We start from the raw sequence: 17025 nt of genomic DNA, 5'->3' as shown, positions 1-17025 counted from the left end.
CGGTCAACCCTTTCCCTGGCAGGATTCGAGATCGAAGGCGGCAAAGCGCGGCAGCGCACCTGCGCCAAGCGGCACCTTCGGGGTGAAACGGATGACCTTGGCCTCACCGGCGGTGAGATCAAAGGCGTTGTCGGAATAGCGGCCGGCGACATCCGCCTCGATCATCACATGCAGCGCCAGGCCGCTCGCCTTGACCGTGACGTCGAAGACGCCCGCGCCTGCGGGCGCGACATCGAGCGTCAGGCCGGATGGCTTGAGGTCGAGCGCCTTGTAGGTGCCGTTGACGTGATGCCCCTCGCCGCGCATGCCGTTCGATGCCTCGAACGTCCAGAACAGCAGGTTGCCTTCGGGGATGTCAAAAGCGGCAATGCTCAGCAGCGTGACGGCCCGGTCGGGGCTGCAGGTGCCGGCGGCCGCCGTCAGCGGCGTGCGCCTGCCGTCGAGCGAAACGAGGAACGTCTGCAGCTCCACCGTCACCGGCTCGGCCGTATCGTTGACCATCGAGAAAGCGATCTCCTTGCCGTCGGCCGACGGTATCGCCGCGACCGAGACCGGCTGGAAGAAGCGGCGGACCATGTAGTGCATCGCCTTCCAGCTGCCGCCATAGTCGAGGCTCGACCAGGAAGCGACCGGCCAGGTGTCGTTGAGTTGCCAATAGAGCGTGCCCATGCAATGGGGCTTCAGCGAGCGCCAGTAATCGACCGCGGTCTTGATCGCCAGCCCCTGCTGGATCTGGCTCAGATAGACGAAAGCCGGAAAATCCTTAGGGAAGCGGAAGTAGCGGAACATCGTGCCGGCGATGCGCTCGTTGCCGCCGACGTTCTTCTGGTGGCTCTCGATCACAGGCGACGCGATGTTGAGATCCTTCTCCGCCGCGAACTGCCGGATGACCGGCATCGACGTATAGGACTGGAAACCGAACTCCGAGCAGAAGCGTGGGCGTACCGACCGATAATTGTCGAACGACTTGTTCTCGTGCCAGACCGACCAGTAATGCATGTCGCCGGAACCGTCGGCATGCCAGGCATCGCCGAAGTCGAGATAGCCGGACGCCGGGCTAGACGGCCACCAGATCGCCTCGGGCAGCGCTGCCTTCAGCGCCACCTCGATGGTGCGGTTCAGCCGGTCATAGGAGACGAGATAACGGTCGCGATCCTTGCGCGGTTCGTCGAACCAGGTGAGCGCGCCGACGAGTTCGTTGTCGCCGCACCAGATTGCGATCGACGGATGGGTCGACAGGCGCTTGGCCTGATAGTCCACTTCGGCCGCGACATTTTCGAGAAAGTCCGGCGTCGACGGGTAGAGGTTGCAGGCGAACATGAAGTCCTGCCAGACCATGAGGCCCAGCCGGTCGCACAGATCGTAGAACCAGTCCGGCTCGTAGAAGCCGCCGCCCCAGACGCGGATCATGTTCATGTTGGCATCGACAGCCGAGGTCAGAAGATCCTCGACGCCATCGCGCGTTACCCGCGACGCCAGCGCATCCGCCGGGATCCAGTTGGCGCCCTTGCAGAAGATCTCGCGCCCGTTGACGCGGAAGGCAAAGCGGCTGCCGGCCTCGTCCTTGTCGGTCAGAAGCTCGACGGTGCGGAAACCGATCTGACGCGTCACCTGCTCCTGCGGCACCTCGACGGTCAGCCGCGACAGATGCTGCTCGCCGCTGCCGGCCGGCCACCAGCGCTTGGGCTCGCTCACGGTGAAGACATGGGTGATGCGGGTCTCGCCCTTGCCGACGGCGCAATCGAGCCGTTCGCGGTCCTCGTCGAGCGAGAAGTGCACCGGCACAATGCCCGGCCCATCGGCAAAGAGCGTCAGCGTCACCACCAGATCGACGCTGCCATCCTCCAGCCAGACCTGCTTCGTCGTCACATGCTCGACGCGGGCAATCTCCAGCCGGCAAAGGGCGATTTCGCCGTAGACGCCGAGGGGCGCGATCGCGAGGTTCCAGTCCCAGCCGAAATGGCACTGGGGCTTGCGCAGCATGTTGCCGTTGGCGATCGGCGAATTGCCGGGATGGTAGGGAACGTAGAAAGGCTGCTCCGCCTGACGGCGCACACCCTCCGCGATCGAGGAATGCAGCACGATGCGGATGCGGTTTTCACCGGCGGTGAGCGCGCGCGAGACGTTCGGCCGATAGCGGCGAAAGCAATTCTCAGCTTCGAGCACCGGCTTGTCGTTGACGAAGACGGACGCGACCGTGTCGATGCATTCGAGGTCGAGATACCAGTACCCGGCAAGATCGTCAGCTGCGACCGACACCGTGCGCTCGATCACCCAATCCTTGTGCGCTACCCACTGCACGTCGTTCTCGTTGCGGCCGACATAGGGGTCGTCGATCTCGCCGGCCTTCTGCAATGCCGAGTGCACATCGCCAGGCAGCGCGATCGCCAGCGCATGGCTGTTGTCGACGGAGCTGAGCTGCCAATCCCCCGAAAGGTCGAGGCGGATGGCGGTGCGGGTATAGTCCTCAGAGAGCATTGTCATATTCCACGGTCGACCGGCGGCGCCGGCACAGTCATTGTCGGGATGGGCCGGGCGGCAGTTCCGCCCGGCGCCATCTCATTGTTTAAAGGCGATTCTCGCTCGTCGCATCGAAGATCGAAGCAACGCCCATGTCGAAGGAAAGCGTGACGGCCGTGCCCGGCGCGTAGCGACGCTGGCCGGCGATGCGCACCGACATCGATTGCCCGGCGAGCTTCAGCCACAAAAGGTTGTCCGCACCCATCGGCTCCTCGATATCGACCACCGCGCGGTGCGAGGCCACAGCACCGCTCGCCGCCTCGTCGACGCGCACATGTTCGGGCCTGAGGCCGAGCACGACCTTCTGCCCATGCACGAAGGGCGCGCGCGACGGATAGGCCGACACGTCGAAATCGACGCCGTTGGCGTGCACATAGGCGCGCTGATCGCGAAGCTGCAGCTCGCCGCGGAAGAAGTTCATCGACGGCGAGCCGATGAAGCCGGCGACGAACAGGTTTTCCGGCGCGTTGTAGATCGTCATCGGATCGGCAAGCTGCTGGATCACGCCGCTCTTCATGACCGCGATGCGGTCAGCCAGCGTTAGCGCCTCGATCTGGTCGTGGGTGACGTAGATCATCGTGTTCTTCAGCGACTGGTGCAGCCGCTTGATCTCGACGCGCAGCTCCGAACGCAGCTTGGCGTCGAGGTTGGAGAGCGGTTCGTCGAACAGGAACACATCGACGTCACGCACCAGCGCCCGGCCGATCGCCACGCGCTGGCGCTGGCCGCCGGAGAGTTCCGAGGGCTTGCGCTTCAGCAGCGGCTGGATCTGCAGAATCTCGGCGGCGCGGCTGACGCGCTTGTCGATCTCCTCCTTCGGCACTTTCGCGACCTGCAGGCCGAAGGAGAGGTTCTTTTCCACCGACATCTGCGGATAGAGCGCGTAGGACTGGAACACCATGCCGATGCCGCGGTCCTTGGGTTCCTCCCAGGTCACATTCTTGTTCTTGATGAAGATCTGGCCGTCGCTGACATCGAGCAGGCCGGCGATGCAGTTGAGCAGGGTCGACTTGCCGCAGCCGGACGAGCCGAGCAGCACCAGGAACTCGCCGTCCTTGATGTCGAGGTTGAGCGTGTCGAGCACAGTGACGGCACCGAAGCTCAACGACAGGTCTTTGACCGATACGCTGACGTTTTGCATGTTGTTACCCTTTCACTGCGCCGGCGGCGATACCGCGGACAAAAAGCCGTCCGGAGACGAAGTAGACGAAGAGCGGAACCGCCCCGGTCAGGATCGTCGCCGCCATGTTGACGTTGTATTCCTTCACGCCCTGGACCGAATTGACGATGTTGTTGAGCTGGACCGTCATCGGGTAATATTCCGGCCGGGTGAACACGACGCCGAACAGGAAGTCGTTCCAGATGCCGGTGACCTGCAGGATCATCGCCACGACGAAGATCGGCAGCGACATCGGCAGCATGATCTTGAAGTAGATCGTCCAGAAACCGGCGCCATCGACGCGCGCCGCCTTGAACAATTCCTCCGGAAGGCCGGCGAAATAGTTGCGGAAGAGCAGCGTCAGGATCGGCATGCCGAAGATGGTGTGCACGATGATGAGACCGGTCAGCGTTCCGTAGATGCCCAGTTCCCGGAGCACAATGACGATCGGATAGATCATCACCTGATAGGGAATGAAGGCGCCGACGATCAGGATCGTGAAGAACAGTTCCGCACCCTTGAAGCGCCAGTTGGCAAGGGCATAGCCGTTGACCGAGGCGATCGCGATCGAGACGATCGTCGAGGGCACGGTGATGCGCACCGAGTTCCAGAAGCCGCGCGAAAGCCCGTCGCAGTTGAGCCCCGTGCAGGCGCTCGCCCAGGCCTTGACCCAGGGCTCGAAGGTGATTTCGACCGGCGGCGCAAAAATGTTGCCGAGCCGGATTTCCGGCATGCCCTTCAGCGAGGTCATGACCATCACATAGAGCGGCAGCAGGTAGTAGAGCGCCACGACAACAAGCGTGCCGTAGATCATGATGTTGCGGCCCGAAAGCGCCCGGCGGGGCTTGGCACCGCGGGGACCGGCGACGACCCGGTTTGTCCGCGCCTGCAGTGCCGTCTCGTCAGTCACTGAATTGAAAGCAACGATATCAGACACGCTTGCGCCCTCCCCCGAATTCCAGATAGGCCCAAGGCACGATGATGATGGCGACGGTGATGAGCATCATGGTCGAGGCGGCGAAGCCCTGGCCGAGGTTCTGCGCCTGGAACATGTAGTCGTAGACGTATTTTGCCGGCACTTCCGACGCGATGCCCGGGCCGCCGCTCGTCTGCGCCACCACCAGATCGTAGACCTTGACGATGCCGCTCGCGATGATGACCAGCGTGGTGATGAAGACGCCGCGCATCATCGGGATGACGACGAAGATGTAGGTCTTCCACATCGGGATGCCATCGACGCGCGCCGCCTTCCAGATATCCTCGTCGATGCCGCGCAAGCCGGCCAGCATCAGGCACATGACAAGCCCGGTGCCCTGCCATAGGGCAGCGATCAGGATGCCGTAGATGACGATCTCGGAATTATAGAGCGGGTCGAAAGTGAAGCTTTCCCAGCCGAGCGATCGCACGACCGACTGGATGCCGAATTCCGGATTGAGCAGCCATTGCCAGACCAGCCCCGTCACGATGAAGGACAGAGCGAAGGGATAGAGCATGATGGTGCGGAAGGTGTTCTCGAAGCGGATCTTCTGGTCCATCAGCGCCGCCAGCACGAAGCCGATGACGAGGCTGAAAATCAGCGAGAAGAGACCATAGATCGCCAGATTCTGCACCGAGACCAGCCAGCGTGGTGCTGCCCACAGGCGTTCATACTGGTCGAGACCGACGAAGGATAGCCGCGGCAAGAGCTTGGAATTGGTGAAGGAATAGACGACCGTCCAGATCGTACCGCCGAGGAAGATCACCACGGCCGTCAGGATCATGGGGACGGAGGCAATCTTCGCGTTCAGGTTCCGCAGCCACTGGTTCGGTCGGCCCGAACCCTCAGTGTAGCCTGCCATTTTTGTTCCTCCGGAACTGCAATGGGTTTCGGACGATGGGCAGCGCCAATTGCGCCTTGCCTCATCAGGGCGACAACCACTCCCAAGGGGTCCGCGAACGCGATCACGCGCGGACTGCCGGCAGGGTCATGCCGTGCCGGATGGGAGGCTTTGACCGGCCCCTTGAAGCGAGGCCGGTCAAGGCAGTTGCGGTTACTCCGCCGCGGCGATGATGTCGGCGAAGCGCTTCTGCGCGTCTTCCGGCGTGATCGACGGGTTGGCGAAGAATTCGGAGAACAGGTCCTCCTTCTGCTTCTGGCTGTCGGCCGAAAGCAGCTGGTCGGTGCCCTGGATCACATTGCCCTTGGCAAGGATGTCCAGGCCCTTCTTCATGCAGTCGTTGGCAGCAGCCAGATCGACGTCGCCGCGTACCGGCAGCGAGCCCTTCTTGAGATTGAAGGCCACCTGCGTCTTCGGATCGAGCAGCGTCGAAGCAAGCGCTTCCTGCGCCTTCGACTTTTCCTCGTCCTTCAGAAGCGGGAAGTAGAAGGCGTCGCCACCGGTCGAGATGATCTCGTTGACGCCGAGGCCGGGCAAGCAGGTATAGTCGGTTCCAGCCTTCTGGCCGGCAAGCGCGAACTCACCCTGTGCCCAGTCGCCCATGATCTGGCCACCCGCCTTGCCGGTGATGACCATGTTGGTCGCCTGGTTCCAGTCCTGGACATTGGTGCCCTTCGACATGCGGCGTGCGTCATCGGCAGCCTTGAAGACCTTGGCGATCTCGGGGCCTGCGGCCACTTCCTCGTCCTTGTCGCCGAAGACCTTCTGGAACGTATCCTTGCCGGCGATCGCCACCATCAACACGTCGAAGGCGCCGGCTGCCTGCCACGGCTGACCACCGACGGCGAGCGGCACGATGCCGGCTTTTTCGAGCGCGGGCGCTGCCGCCACGAACTCATCCCAGTTCTTCGGCACGTCGACGCCGGCCGTCTTGAAGGCGGCGTTCGACAGCCACAACCACTGCCAGGAGTGGATGTTGACCGGGGCGCAATAGATCTTGCCGTCGATCGTGCAGGAATCGAGCAGGCTCGCCGGCTTGATGATGTCCTTCCAGTGCTCGCGGGTCGCGACATCGGTCAGGTCGCGCATCAGGCCAGCCTGAACCAGCTCCTCTGCCTGGCGGCCATGGTTGAACTGCGTGGCGCCCATCGGGTCACCACCGGTGATGCGACTGATCATGATCGGGCGGGCGGTGCCGCCGGAGCCGGCGATCGCACCGTCGACCCAGTGATTGCCCGTCGCATCGAAGGCCTTGGCGAGCTCCGCAACCGCGGCAGCTTCACCGCCGGACGTCCACCAATGGGTCACTTCAAGATCGGCAGCGCTGACTGCGCTGAGCGGCAGGGCCACGGCGGCCGAAAGCACGATGGCGAAAGAACGTAAATTCATGAGTCTCCTCCCTCACTGTAACGTTACCGTAAAAAACTTAGTGCAATCGATTACAGGACGCAACACCCACCACAATCGATTTAAACAGAATCTTGGAAAACACCTATTGCGTGCATATGACATCGCATGTCCAAAGCGCTTTGCACCTCGCTTCCGCCCCGTTTCGCCATGCAGAAGATGCAACTATCCCGCTGATAATCATCGTTTTTCATCGAAGCTCCGGTTCCGATGTGGAAATCTTCATCTCGCAACCGCAAAAAACATCTGCCCGAAAGGGCGATTCAACCAGGCCGCTTCATCTTTCGCAGTGCAGCAACGAAAACGCTCGACATCGCTACTGTATCGTTACAGATTTGAAGCAATTCGATCCAACTGAAGCGGGATAGCCGCTCGCCGCTTTTCGTATATAAGGCGATGAAGTGACGCGGCGGCCCGGGTAGTGGACAGGACTGAACCGACGCGCGTCGCTGCCGGGCGGGCAAACCGGCGGCATGCGGGCAAAGAGTGGGCGGGTAACGGCAATGGACAGCAAGACTAAGAACAGGCCGCAGACGCTGCCGGATGGTGCCCGGCCGACACTGAAGACGATCGCCTTCATGACCGGGCTCGGGATCACCACCGTTTCGCGGGCGCTGAAGGATGCGCCCGACATCGGCGCCGAAACCAAGGAGCGTGTGCGCCTCGTCGCCAAGCAGATCGGCTATCAGCCGAACCGCGCCGGCGTGCGCCTCCGGACCGGCAAGACCAATGTCATCAGTCTCGTATTGACGCTGGAAGAGGAGATCATGGGCATCACCAGCCCGATGGTCGTCGGCATCACCGAGATCCTCGCAGGCACGCCCTATCATCTGGTGGTCACCCCCTATAGCGCCGTCAAGGACGCGCTGGCACCGATCCGCTATATCCTCGACACCGGCGCCGCGGACGGCGTGATCATCTCGCGCACCGAGCCGCACGATCCGCGCGTGGCGCTTCTGACCGAGCGCGGTCTGCCCTTCGTCACCCATGGCCGCACCGAGATGGGCATCGTTCATCCCTATCACGACTTCGACAACGAGCGCTTCGCCTATGAAGCGGTGCGCAAGCTCGTCGCCCGCGGCCGCCGGCGGCTGGTGCTTCTGGAGCCGCCGCCGCACCTCACCTTCTATTCACACATGCGCGCCGGCTTCGAACGGGGCTTGCGCGACTTCCAGGCCGATGCTGTCGGCTTCCACCAGACCAACATCGACCATTCGCTGGTCGAGATCCGCGATGCCTTCGAGGTGCTGATGCGCTCCGAGGATGCGCCTGACGGCATCGTCTCCGGCAGCGGCTCCGGCGCGATCGCGCTGATCGCCGGCCTTGAGATGGCCAAGAAGAAGCTCACGGAAGACTGCGACATGGTTTCGAAGTCCCCGAGCGACTTCTTGCGCTGGCTGCGGCCGGAGGTCATGACCATGTACGAGGACATCCGAATTGCCGGTCGCGAATTGGCGAAGGCCGTCATCGGCCACATCGACGGCCAGCCGCCGGAAACGCTGCAGAGCCTCAGCCAGCCGGAGTTCCAGCCGCCGATCACGCGCGGTCTGCGGGCCTAGGAACGGCTGAAAACAGCGGCGAAGTCTTGCTTGTGACGCAGAAACCTGCGACAGGCCGGGGCAATGTATGGGCGCAACGGCGCCCCACTCCTCCCTTCAGGCTACCGCAGACATGATCCGCATCGAAAACATCAGCAAGCAGCTCAGCCACCGCATCCTTTTCATCGAAGCCTCCGCCGCTCTGAACCGCGGCGAAAAGGTCGGCCTCGTGGGCCCCAATGGCGCCGGCAAGTCCTCGCTCTTCCGCATGATCACCGGCGAGGAAATCCCGGACGAAGGCCAGGTCGCCGTCGATAAGGGCGTCACGATCGGCTACTTCAACCAGGACGTCGGCGAGATGTCCGGCAACAGCGCGGTTTCGGAAGTGATGAACGGCGCCGGACCGGTCAGCGAAGTTGCCGCCGAGCTGCGCGAGCTCGAAGCCGCCATGGTCGATCCCGATCGCCTTGATGAAATGGACGCGATCATCGAGCGCTACGGCGAGGTGCAGGCGCGCTATGAGGAGCTCGACGGCTACGCGCTCGAGGGCCGCGCCCGCGAGGTGCTGGCGGGCCTGAGCTTCTCCCAGGAGATGATGGACGGCGACGTCGGCAAGCTCTCGGGCGGCTGGAAGATGCGCGTGGCGCTCGCCCGCATTCTCCTCATGCGCCCCGACGTGATGCTGCTCGACGAGCCGAGCAACCATCTCGATCTCGAAAGCCTGATCTGGCTCGAAGACTTCCTCAAGAACTATGACGGTGCGCTGATGATGACCTCGCACGACCGCGAGTTCATGAACCGCATCATCACCAAGATCATCGAGATCGACGCCGGCCAGCTCAACGCCTATTCCGGCGACTATGGCTTTTACGAGCAGCAGCGCGCCCAGAACGAGAAGCAGCAGCAGGCGCAGTTCGAGCGCCAGCAGGCGATGCTCGCCAAGGAGATCAAGTTCATCGAGCGCTTCAAGGCCCGCGCCTCGCACGCCTCCCAGGTGCAGAGCCGGGTGAAGAAGCTCGAAAAGATCGACCGAGTCGAGCCGCCGAAGCGCCGCCAGACGGTCGCCTTCGAATTCCGCCCGGCGCCGCGCTCCGGCGAAGACGTCATCAACATCAAGGGCGTGCACAAGAAATACGGCAGCCGCAGCATCTATGAAGGGCTCGATTTCATGGTCCGCCGCCGCGAGCGCTGGTGCATCATGGGCATCAACGGCGCCGGCAAGTCGACACTTCTGAAGCTCGTCGCCGGATCGACCGAGCCGGACGAAGGCAACGTCGCGCTCGGCGCGAACGTCAAGATGGGCTACTTCGCCCAGCACGCGATGGACGTGCTTGACGGTGACCGCACGGTGCTGCAGCAGCTCGAAGACACTTTCCCGCAGGCCGGCCAGGCACCGCTGAGAGCGCTCGCCGGCTGCTTCGGCTTTTCCGGCGACGATGTCGAGAAGAAGTGCCGGGTGCTTTCCGGCGGCGAGAAGGCGCGCCTTGTCATGGCGATCATGCTCTTCGACCCGCCGAACCTCTTGGTGCTCGACGAGCCGACCAACCACCTGGACCTCGACACCAAGGAAATGCTGATCAAGGCGCTCGCGGACTACGAAGGCACGATGCTCTTCGTTTCGCACGACCGCCACTTCCTCGCAGCCCTTTCCAACCGCGTGCTGGAACTGACGCCTGAAGGCATCCACCAGTATGGCGGCGGCTATACGGAATATGTCGCCCGCACCGGCCAGGAAGCGCCGGGTCTCAGAAGCTAAGGCCCAGCCAGCCCCGCGCGCCGCGTTCGCGAACCCGGCGCGCGTTCTTCTCGGAACCATCACCGCTCTCAGCGGTTATCCCATTGACGCAGGCAAGCGTATCGCTGCCGCATGTCTCCTTCGGTCTCATCGATTCAAGAACAAGACATGCGGCATATCAATGTGCTGCAGCGATCTCCCGCGCGTCCTGGCACGCGCGGCTCTGCAGCGGTGCGCGGCCGCCATCGTTTGCTGGTAACGATGAAAGCGTGTGGGCACTATGAGAACCAAGCACTATGTGCTGCAAATTTTCCGGACCGCCTTCACCGACAGGCTGGTGCTGATCATCGTTGCCTTGATGGTCGCCTCCCTGTTCAGTGTGCTGCCGATCAAGTCCTGTTCCAACCCCGGCGCCTCGAACGGTTCGGGATCGGCGGAGATATCGACGCCCGCCCCAGGGGTTGGCTGACGGCCTGACCGCAATAGCGTCCGAAACGCAAACGGGGCGGCCAAGGCCGCCCCGCGCTGAATTGTACGTCAGGCACTCAGCCGTTAAGACCGCTGCCCCATGGGCCGTGGTGGCTGTCGGCGCCGTCGACGCGGTCGAAGCCATGGGCGCCGAAGAAGTCGCGCTGGGCCTGGATGACGTTGGCCGTGCCGCGGCCGCGGCGGTAGCTGTCGAAATAGCCGAGCGCCGAGGCAAGCGCCGGGACTGGCAGGCCGCCGAGAACGGCGGCCGAGACGACACGGCGTAGCGCGCCGTCGGTTTCCTTGACCATGGCGGCAAAGGCCGGCGTGACGATCAGGTTGGCGGCGTCAGGCGCCTTGGTGAACGCGGTGGTGATCTCGTCCAGGAACTGCGAGCGGATGATGCAGCCGGCGCGCCAGATCTTGGCGATCGTCGGCATCGGCAGGTTCCAGTTGAACTCCTTCGAGGCGGCCGACATCACCGCAAAGCCTTGCGCATAAGCGCCGATCTTGGCGGCAAGCAGCGCGCTTTCGAGATCCTTGATGAAGGCGGCCTTGTCGGCGACCTTGAATTCACCGACCTGGGGCAGGCCGAGGATCTTCTCGGCGGCTTCGCGCTCGTCCTTCATCGAGGAGATGCTGCGCGCGGCAACCGCCGCCTCGATGCCGGTTGCCGGCACGCCCATGTTCTGCGCCTCGATCACCGACCACTTGCCGGTGCCCTTCTGGCCGGCCTTGTCGAGGATCATGTCGACGATCGGCTTGCTGGTCAAAGGATCGGCCGCCTTCAACACCTTCTCGGTGATCTCGATCAGGTAGGAGTTGAGGCGACCCTTGTTCCAGGTGCCGAAGACTTCGCCGATCTCGGTTGCCGACATCTTCAGGCCGTCGCGCAGGATGCCGTAGATTTCGGCGATCATCTGCATGTCGGCATATTCGATGCCGTTGTGGATGGTCTTGACGAAGTGACCGGCGCCGTTTTCGCCGAGCCAGGCAACGCAAGGTACGTTGTCGTATTTGGCGGCAATCGAGGTCAAAACGGTCTCGACGCGCTTCCAGGATTCTTCCTTGCCGCCGACCATGATCGACGGGCCGTGGCGCGCACCCTCCTCACCGCCGGAAACGCCCATGCCGATGAACGTCAGGCCCGAATCCTTCAGCGTCTCGAAGCGGCGCATCGTGTCGCGGAAGTTGGCGTTGCCGGCGTCGATCATGATGTCGCCCTTGGCGAGATATGGCTCGAGGATCTTCATCTGCTGGTCAACGGGCTCGCCGGCCTTGATCATGATGATGATCGGGCGCGGCGGGCGGATGGCGGCGACGAATTCTTCAATGGTGTCGCAGGGCACGATCTGGCCCTGGAGGTCGCCGGCTTCCGCGTAGAATTTGTGCGTCGCTTCGACGGTGCGGTTGAAGACCGCGATCTTGTTGCCTTTTTCAGCGATGTTGAGTGCCAGGTTCGAGCCCATGACGCCGAGACCGATTAGGCCGATTTCCGCCTGTGACACGTGATTGCCTCCTTGGACAGAAGTGCCGGGCGCGATCGGGATAAGCGCGTCAGAGCCGGCCCTTCGAATTGAACTGCGCCCTCTCGCGCGGGGCTCTGTCGAAGGCCCGGGCGCGAGAAGCGACGGCGGAGGTTGTTTTGGCATTCAAATCGATTAAGGACAAGCGATTACTGACGAAATCACTTCTTTTCAGGCTTGCCGTCGCCATCGTCGAGGACCCGCCAGGAGGCCCCTTCGAGGTCTTCGTACTGGCCGCTTTTCAGCGCCCAGAGGAACGCAACGAGGCCGATCCCGCCGAGAAAAAGCGCAATGGGAATGAGATAGATCAGTGTGTTCATGAGGCACTCCCGACCGGCCGCAGCGTGGCCGGTGCCTGCCGCTCCGCCTGCTCGGCGACATTGCCGGTTGCCGCGCGTAGGCGCAAGGCATTGGCAACGACGATCACCGACGAGGTCGACATGGCGACCGCCGCGATCAGCGGTGTCGCATAGCCGAGGATCGCGATCGGCACGGCGACGACGTTGTAGCCGATCGCCAGCGCGAAGTTCTGGCGAATGAGCCGCCCGGCCCGCCTCGACGTATCGATCGCCATCGGCACGGCATTGAGCCCCTGATGCAGGAAGACGAAGTCCGCCGCCTGCCGGCCGACATCGGCAGCGGTTGCCGGCGCCATCGAGACATGGGCCGCACGCAGCGCCGGAGCGTCGTTGATGCCGTCGCCGACCATCAGCACGCGATGACCGCCCTCAGCGGCAGCCGCGCATTCGTCCACTTTGCCGCGCGGCGTCAGTTCCGCCTTGAAGCGTTCGATGCCGATCCGGCGGGCAAGCGCCGCCACGACAGGCGCACGGTCGCCGGAAAGGATGCCGGTCGACAGGCCCAGCCGTCCGAGTTCGTCGATGCTTTCGCGAGCGAAGGGCCGCAGCCGGTCCTCGAAGCGGAAGCAGCCAAGTTCACGGCCATCGAGCGACAGGATCACTTCAGACTGACCGGTCGCCTCGCCGGCATCGCCGCATGCAAAAGCACGGCTACCGAGCCGGTAGACACCGGCTTCGGTATGCGCCTCGATGCCGGCACCGGGTATTTCGCGGATTTCGCCGTTGACGACGGGTGCGATGGTCGCCGCATCATGAATGGCCATCGCCAGCGGATGACGCGAGTGCACGGCAAGGCCTGCCGCCGTTGCCAGCACGGAGGGCTGGATCTCCTGGCCATTGACGAGCCGCGGCTCGCCCACCGTCAGCGTTCCCGTCTTGTCCAGCAGCACCGTGTCGATCTCGGCAAGGCGCTCCATCGCAGAGCCGTCCTTGACCATGACGCCGTTCTGGAAGAGCCGTCCAGCGGCGATGACCTGCACGACGGGCACCGCAAGCCCGAGCGCGCAGGGGCAGGTGATGATCAGCACAGCGACCGCAACCAGCATCGCATGGTGAAAATCGCCATTGACGAACATCCAGCCGATGAAGCTCAACAGCGCCAGCAGATGCACCGCAGGCGAATAGTATTGCGCCGCCCTGTCAGCGATACGGCGATAGCGCGCCCTGCCCCCTTCGGCGGCCTCCATCAGGCCCATGATCTCGGCCAGCAGCGAGTCACGCGCCGCGGCCGTCGCCTCGATTGTCAGCGGCCCGGTGAGGTTCAGCGTGCCGGCTTCCACGGTGTCGCCGACGTTGACCGGCGCCGGCGCACTCTCGCCATTGACGATCGAGCGATCGAGGTCGCTGGCGCCCGTGAGAATACGGCCGTCGACCGGAATGCGCTCGCCGGCTGATATCGCCAGCTTTTCGCCCGGCTTGATCTCGTCGACGGGGCGATATTCCCGCCCGCCAGCCGCATCGAGCACCATGGCGCCGCGCGGCGAAAGTCTCGCCAGGCTGCTGATCGCCGAACGGGCGCGACCGCGCATCATATGGTCAAGCGTGCGGCCGATCAAAAGGAAGAAGAGCAGCATCACCGTGCCGTCGAACCAGGCATGGGTGCCGTGGGTGATCGTCTCATAGAGCGAGATCGAGAACGAAAGCGTGATCGCAAGCGCAATCGGCACGTCCATGTTGGTGCGGCCGTGCTTCAGCGCGTTCCAGGCCGACGCATAGAAGAAGCGCCCGGCATAGATCAGCGTCGGCGCGGCAATCAGCGCCGAGATCCAGTGGAAGAGGTCACGGGTCGCAGCCTCCGCCCCCGACCAGACCGAGACCGAAAGCAGCATGATGTTGGCCGAGGCAAAGCCGGAGACGGCAACGGCACGCACCAGCTTCTTCAGCGTCTGGTCGCCGTCTTCCTCGCCCGGCGCGAAGAGATGGGTCTCGTAACCGCGCGAGCGAATGGTCCGCGCGAGTTCCCGCGGATCGGTGCGGGCGCCATCGACTTCTTCCTTCCAGACGATCGAGACCCGCCGCGACGAAAGGTTCACGCGTGCCCGGTCGACTTCCGGCAGCACCTTCAGCGCGCCTTCCAGCGTGGTGATGCAGGCGCCGCAATGCACCCCGGGGACGCTGAGGTCCGTCTGGCGCAGGCCGCCGCCCAGCGACCGGCTCGTCAGCCACAATTCTTCGGCTGTCGGCAGCCCCTGCCCGGCCCTGTCGATCTCCAGAGCCATTTCGGTTCCTGGAGCACAGCAGCTCATTGCCCGGCTCCCGGCACCATGAAGCGGATCGCCTGGCGGTAGACGACCGCATCGCCCCTGGTCGCGGTGATATCGGCAATCCACTGACCACGCTTCAGGTTCGCGGCGGCAACGAAGACGCCCTCGCCCTGATGCGCCATCTCGACCGTCACATCCTCATGCTCCTCGACTGGCCGCTTGAGGATCGCGACCACCTTGTCGGCAGTCAGCTCCGGCTTGCCCTGGCGTGTCAGCGTGTAGCGCAGCGCCTCGTTCTCGACGCTGAGCTTGCCGTCGAGGCCAATGGCGGCAAAGGCCTTCGCCTCCTTCACCTTGCCGTTGAACTGCTGGCTGGCGACATAGGTGTTTTGCACCACCAGTCCGCTCCAGCTATGGCTCGCATTCCAGGCCATGATCAGGTTGACGGTGATGATCGTGCCGAAGAACAGCACCATGACGCCGAGCATGTGCCAGCCGGTGAAGGGCCGCGGTGCTTTTGCCTGCTTGGTGGTCATTTTGCGGCTCCCGGGCTGTTGAAGTTGGCCTTGTAGACGTCGCGCTCGTGGCTCGACGGATCCTCGACAATGAGGCTGAAACCGTCAGCTGCTTCGGTCAGCTTGTCCTTCGGCAGCGTCACGAAAACCTTGACCGCCGTTACCTTGTCCGGATCGACGCCCACTGCAAACGTGCGGCCGTCGCCCGGCGCGTGGCCGGCGATGCGCATGGTCGCCGAGGGCATGCCGTCGATTGCGAGCGTGATGGTGCGTTGTTCGGGGATCATGTTCAAGAGCTTGACCAAGTAGCCGTTGCGCACCGAGCCATCGGATTCGACGACGAATTGCGGGTTGCGGTCGTGCAGCACGTTGAGTTCCAGCCGGTCGCGCGACAGAAGCGCATAGAGCAGCCCGATGCCGACGAGCGTCCAGACGCCGAGATAGAGAAGCACGCGCGGCCGGAAGACGATCCTCCAGTTGAAGTGGCGAACCTTGTCGACGAAAGCGCCGTCCGCGTCGCGCACCCGGCTCGGGTCGATCGTGGTCGTGCCGCCATTGGTGGCAAGCGCCATGTTGGCGGCATAATCGTTCAGCGTCGCATAGGAGATCAGCCCGCGCTCGCGGCCGAGCTTGTCCATGACGCCGTCGCAGGCGTCGATGCAGAGCGCGCAGGTGATGCATTCGAGCTGCTGGCCATCGCGGATGTCGATACCCATCGGACAGACGACGACGCAGGCGTTGCAATCGACGCAATCGCCGACGGCTTCCCCGGCGGCAACGGCCTTCTTCTGGTGGCGCGAACGCGGCTCGCCGCGCCAGTCGTTATAGGTCACGACCAGCGAGTTCTCGTCGAGCATCGCCGCCTGGATGCGCGGCCACGGGCACATATAGGTGCAGACCTGCTCGCGCATCAGCCCGCCGAAGACATAGGTGGTGGCCGTCAGGATGCCGACGGTCATGTAGGCGACGGTCGGCGCCTCAAGCGAGATGAAGCTCTTGAGCAGCGTCGGTGCGTCGGCGAAGTAGAAGATCCAGGCGCCGCCGGTGGCAATGCCGATCAGGATCCAGATCGAATGCTTCGACACACGCTTGACGACCTTGTCGAACGTCCAGGGGCCGGCATCGAGCTTCATGCGGGCGTTGCGGTCACCTTCGATATAGCGCTCGACCACCAGGAAGAGATCGACCCATACGGTCTGCGGACAGGTGTAGCCGCACCAGGCGCGGCCGACGGCCGATGTCACCAGGAACAGGCCGAAGCCCGCCATCACCAAAAGGCCGGCGACGAAGAAGAATTCCTGCGGCCAGATTTCGATGAAGAAGAAATAGAAGCGACGAGCGGCAAGATCGACCAGCACCGCCTGGTCAGGCGCATGCGCGCCGCGATCCCAGCGGATCCACGGCGTCAGGTAGTAGATGCCGAGCGTCACCAGCATCACCAGCCACTTGAACCGGCGGAAACTGCCCTCGGCGCGCTTCGGGAAGATCTTCTTGCGTTTTTCGTAGAGCGGCTTGCGCACATGCGCCGCATTGACCGGTTCGGCCTCGTGGCGTTCGACAGAGGCAGGATTTGCGGCTGAATGAGGGCTCATTTGTGGGAAATCCCCGGATATGTCATGTATTGCATCACCTTTTGCCCGATTTGGCAGCCGAAAACGTTGATCTGTGTCAAGTTTGAGGGCTAAAGCGCCAGCATGCGGCGAAAGGTCCGGGCCTT

At 63.3% G+C, this 17025-nt stretch carries 13 protein-coding genes; 3 read left to right on the top strand and 10 right to left on the bottom strand.

Annotated elements, in window-relative coordinates:
* Positions 1 to 3 precede the first annotated feature (3 nt).
* The 5 genes from AB4Z53_RS18080 to AB4Z53_RS18060 form a co-directional block, all read right to left on the bottom strand.
* Entirely contained in the window at positions 4 to 2478 is a 2475-nt protein-coding gene (locus AB4Z53_RS18080; RefSeq protein ID WP_441596895.1) for a beta-mannosidase, read from the bottom strand.
* 88 nt (positions 2479 to 2566) lie between these two features.
* Positions 2567 to 3661 (bottom strand): ABC transporter ATP-binding protein, encoded by a 1095-nt coding sequence (locus AB4Z53_RS18075; RefSeq protein WP_291149853.1) that lies wholly within the window; start codon positions 3659 to 3661, stop codon positions 2567 to 2569.
* Between the two features lie 4 nt (positions 3662 to 3665).
* The gene (locus AB4Z53_RS18070; protein ID WP_365886783.1) at positions 3666 to 4493 is read right to left on the bottom strand and encodes a carbohydrate ABC transporter permease; all 828 of its coding nucleotides are present in this window, start codon (positions 4491 to 4493) and stop codon (positions 3666 to 3668) included.
* 115 nt (positions 4494 to 4608) lie between these two features.
* Positions 4609 to 5517, bottom strand: coding sequence for a carbohydrate ABC transporter permease (locus tag AB4Z53_RS18065; RefSeq protein ID WP_291149851.1), 909 nt, complete (start codon positions 5515 to 5517; stop codon positions 4609 to 4611).
* 192 nt (positions 5518 to 5709) lie between these two features.
* Positions 5710 to 6945, bottom strand: a complete 1236-nt coding sequence (locus AB4Z53_RS18060; protein WP_113539361.1) for an ABC transporter substrate-binding protein — start codon at positions 6943 to 6945, stop codon at positions 5710 to 5712.
* A gap of 521 nt (positions 6946 to 7466) precedes the next feature.
* Here AB4Z53_RS18060 and AB4Z53_RS18055 point away from each other — a divergent pair.
* From AB4Z53_RS18055 to AB4Z53_RS18045, 3 genes are all read left to right on the top strand, one after another.
* Entirely contained in the window at positions 7467 to 8522 is a 1056-nt protein-coding gene (locus AB4Z53_RS18055; protein ID WP_441596892.1) for a LacI family transcriptional regulator, read from the top strand.
* Between the two features lie 112 nt (positions 8523 to 8634).
* On the top strand, positions 8635 to 10257 hold the full coding sequence (locus AB4Z53_RS18050) for an ABC-F family ATP-binding cassette domain-containing protein (protein ID WP_441596890.1): 1623 nt from the start codon (positions 8635 to 8637) through the stop codon (positions 10255 to 10257).
* 259 nt (positions 10258 to 10516) lie between these two features.
* On the top strand, positions 10517 to 10705 hold the full coding sequence (locus tag AB4Z53_RS18045; protein WP_441596888.1) for a hypothetical protein: 189 nt from the start codon (positions 10517 to 10519) through the stop codon (positions 10703 to 10705).
* 76 nt (positions 10706 to 10781) lie between these two features.
* On the opposite strand, the gene gndA is transcribed toward AB4Z53_RS18045, so the two are convergent.
* The 5 genes from gndA to ccoG all read right to left on the bottom strand — a co-directional run bounded on the left by gndA (position 10782) and on the right by ccoG (position 16900).
* Positions 10782 to 12212: an NADP-dependent phosphogluconate dehydrogenase gene (gene gndA, locus AB4Z53_RS18040; RefSeq protein ID WP_441596886.1), complete on the bottom strand. Its 1431-nt coding sequence runs from the start codon at positions 12210 to 12212 to the stop codon at positions 10782 to 10784.
* A gap of 179 nt (positions 12213 to 12391) precedes the next feature.
* Positions 12392 to 12550 (bottom strand): cbb3-type cytochrome oxidase assembly protein CcoS, encoded by a 159-nt coding sequence (gene ccoS, locus AB4Z53_RS18035; protein ID WP_043615060.1) that lies wholly within the window; start codon positions 12548 to 12550, stop codon positions 12392 to 12394.
* Positions 12547 to 14835 carry a cation-translocating P-type ATPase gene (locus AB4Z53_RS18030; RefSeq protein WP_441596884.1) on the bottom strand — a complete coding sequence of 763 codons (2289 nt, stop codon included), beginning with the start codon at positions 14833 to 14835 and terminating at the stop codon, positions 12547 to 12549. The genes ccoS and AB4Z53_RS18030 overlap by 4 nt, the downstream gene beginning before the upstream one ends.
* The gene (locus AB4Z53_RS18025; protein ID WP_113539354.1) at positions 14832 to 15329 is read right to left on the bottom strand and encodes a FixH family protein; all 498 of its coding nucleotides are present in this window, start codon (positions 15327 to 15329) and stop codon (positions 14832 to 14834) included. The genes AB4Z53_RS18030 and AB4Z53_RS18025 overlap by 4 nt, the downstream gene beginning before the upstream one ends.
* Entirely contained in the window at positions 15326 to 16900 is a 1575-nt protein-coding gene (ccoG, locus tag AB4Z53_RS18020; RefSeq protein WP_441596883.1) for a cytochrome c oxidase accessory protein CcoG, read from the bottom strand. The genes AB4Z53_RS18025 and ccoG overlap by 4 nt, the downstream gene beginning before the upstream one ends.
* Positions 16901 to 17025 lie beyond the last annotated feature (125 nt).

This window comes from Ensifer sp. 2TAB8, assembly GCF_052115125.1.
Classification (GTDB): domain Bacteria; phylum Pseudomonadota; class Alphaproteobacteria; order Rhizobiales; family Rhizobiaceae; genus Ensifer.
Note: the sequence above shows the minus strand (reverse complement) of the source record. Positions and strands in the feature narration are given on the sequence as shown.

Excerpts from the sequence above, each read along its gene's own strand:
- AB4Z53_RS18055 (WP_441596892.1), top strand. The coding sequence starts at position 7,467 with ATGGACAGCAAGACTAAGAACAGGCCGCAGACGCTGCCGGATGGTGCC.
- AB4Z53_RS18065 (WP_291149851.1), bottom strand. The coding sequence starts at position 5,517 with ATGGCAGGCTACACTGAGGGTTCGGGCCGACCGAACCAGTGGCTGCGG.
- ccoS (WP_043615060.1), bottom strand. The coding sequence starts at position 12,550 with ATGAACACACTGATCTATCTCATTCCCATTGCGCTTTTTCTCGGCGGG.
- AB4Z53_RS18025 (WP_113539354.1), bottom strand. The coding sequence starts at position 15,329 with ATGACCACCAAGCAGGCAAAAGCACCGCGGCCCTTCACCGGCTGGCAC.
- AB4Z53_RS18050 (WP_441596890.1), top strand. The coding sequence starts at position 8,635 with ATGATCCGCATCGAAAACATCAGCAAGCAGCTCAGCCACCGCATCCTT.
- ccoG (WP_441596883.1), bottom strand. The coding sequence starts at position 16,900 with ATGAGCCCTCATTCAGCCGCAAATCCTGCCTCTGTCGAACGCCACGAG.
- AB4Z53_RS18030 (WP_441596884.1), bottom strand. The coding sequence starts at position 14,835 with ATGAGCTGCTGTGCTCCAGGAACCGAAATGGCTCTGGAGATCGACAGG.
- AB4Z53_RS18045 (WP_441596888.1), top strand. The coding sequence starts at position 10,517 with ATGAGAACCAAGCACTATGTGCTGCAAATTTTCCGGACCGCCTTCACC.
- AB4Z53_RS18080 (WP_441596895.1), bottom strand. The coding sequence starts at position 2,478 with ATGCTCTCTGAGGACTATACCCGCACCGCCATCCGCCTCGACCTTTCG.
- AB4Z53_RS18070 (WP_365886783.1), bottom strand. The coding sequence starts at position 4,493 with ATGATCTACGGCACGCTTGTTGTCGTGGCGCTCTACTACCTGCTGCCG.
- AB4Z53_RS18060 (WP_113539361.1), bottom strand. The coding sequence starts at position 6,945 with ATGAATTTACGTTCTTTCGCCATCGTGCTTTCGGCCGCCGTGGCCCTG.
- AB4Z53_RS18075 (WP_291149853.1), bottom strand. The coding sequence starts at position 3,661 with ATGCAAAACGTCAGCGTATCGGTCAAAGACCTGTCGTTGAGCTTCGGT.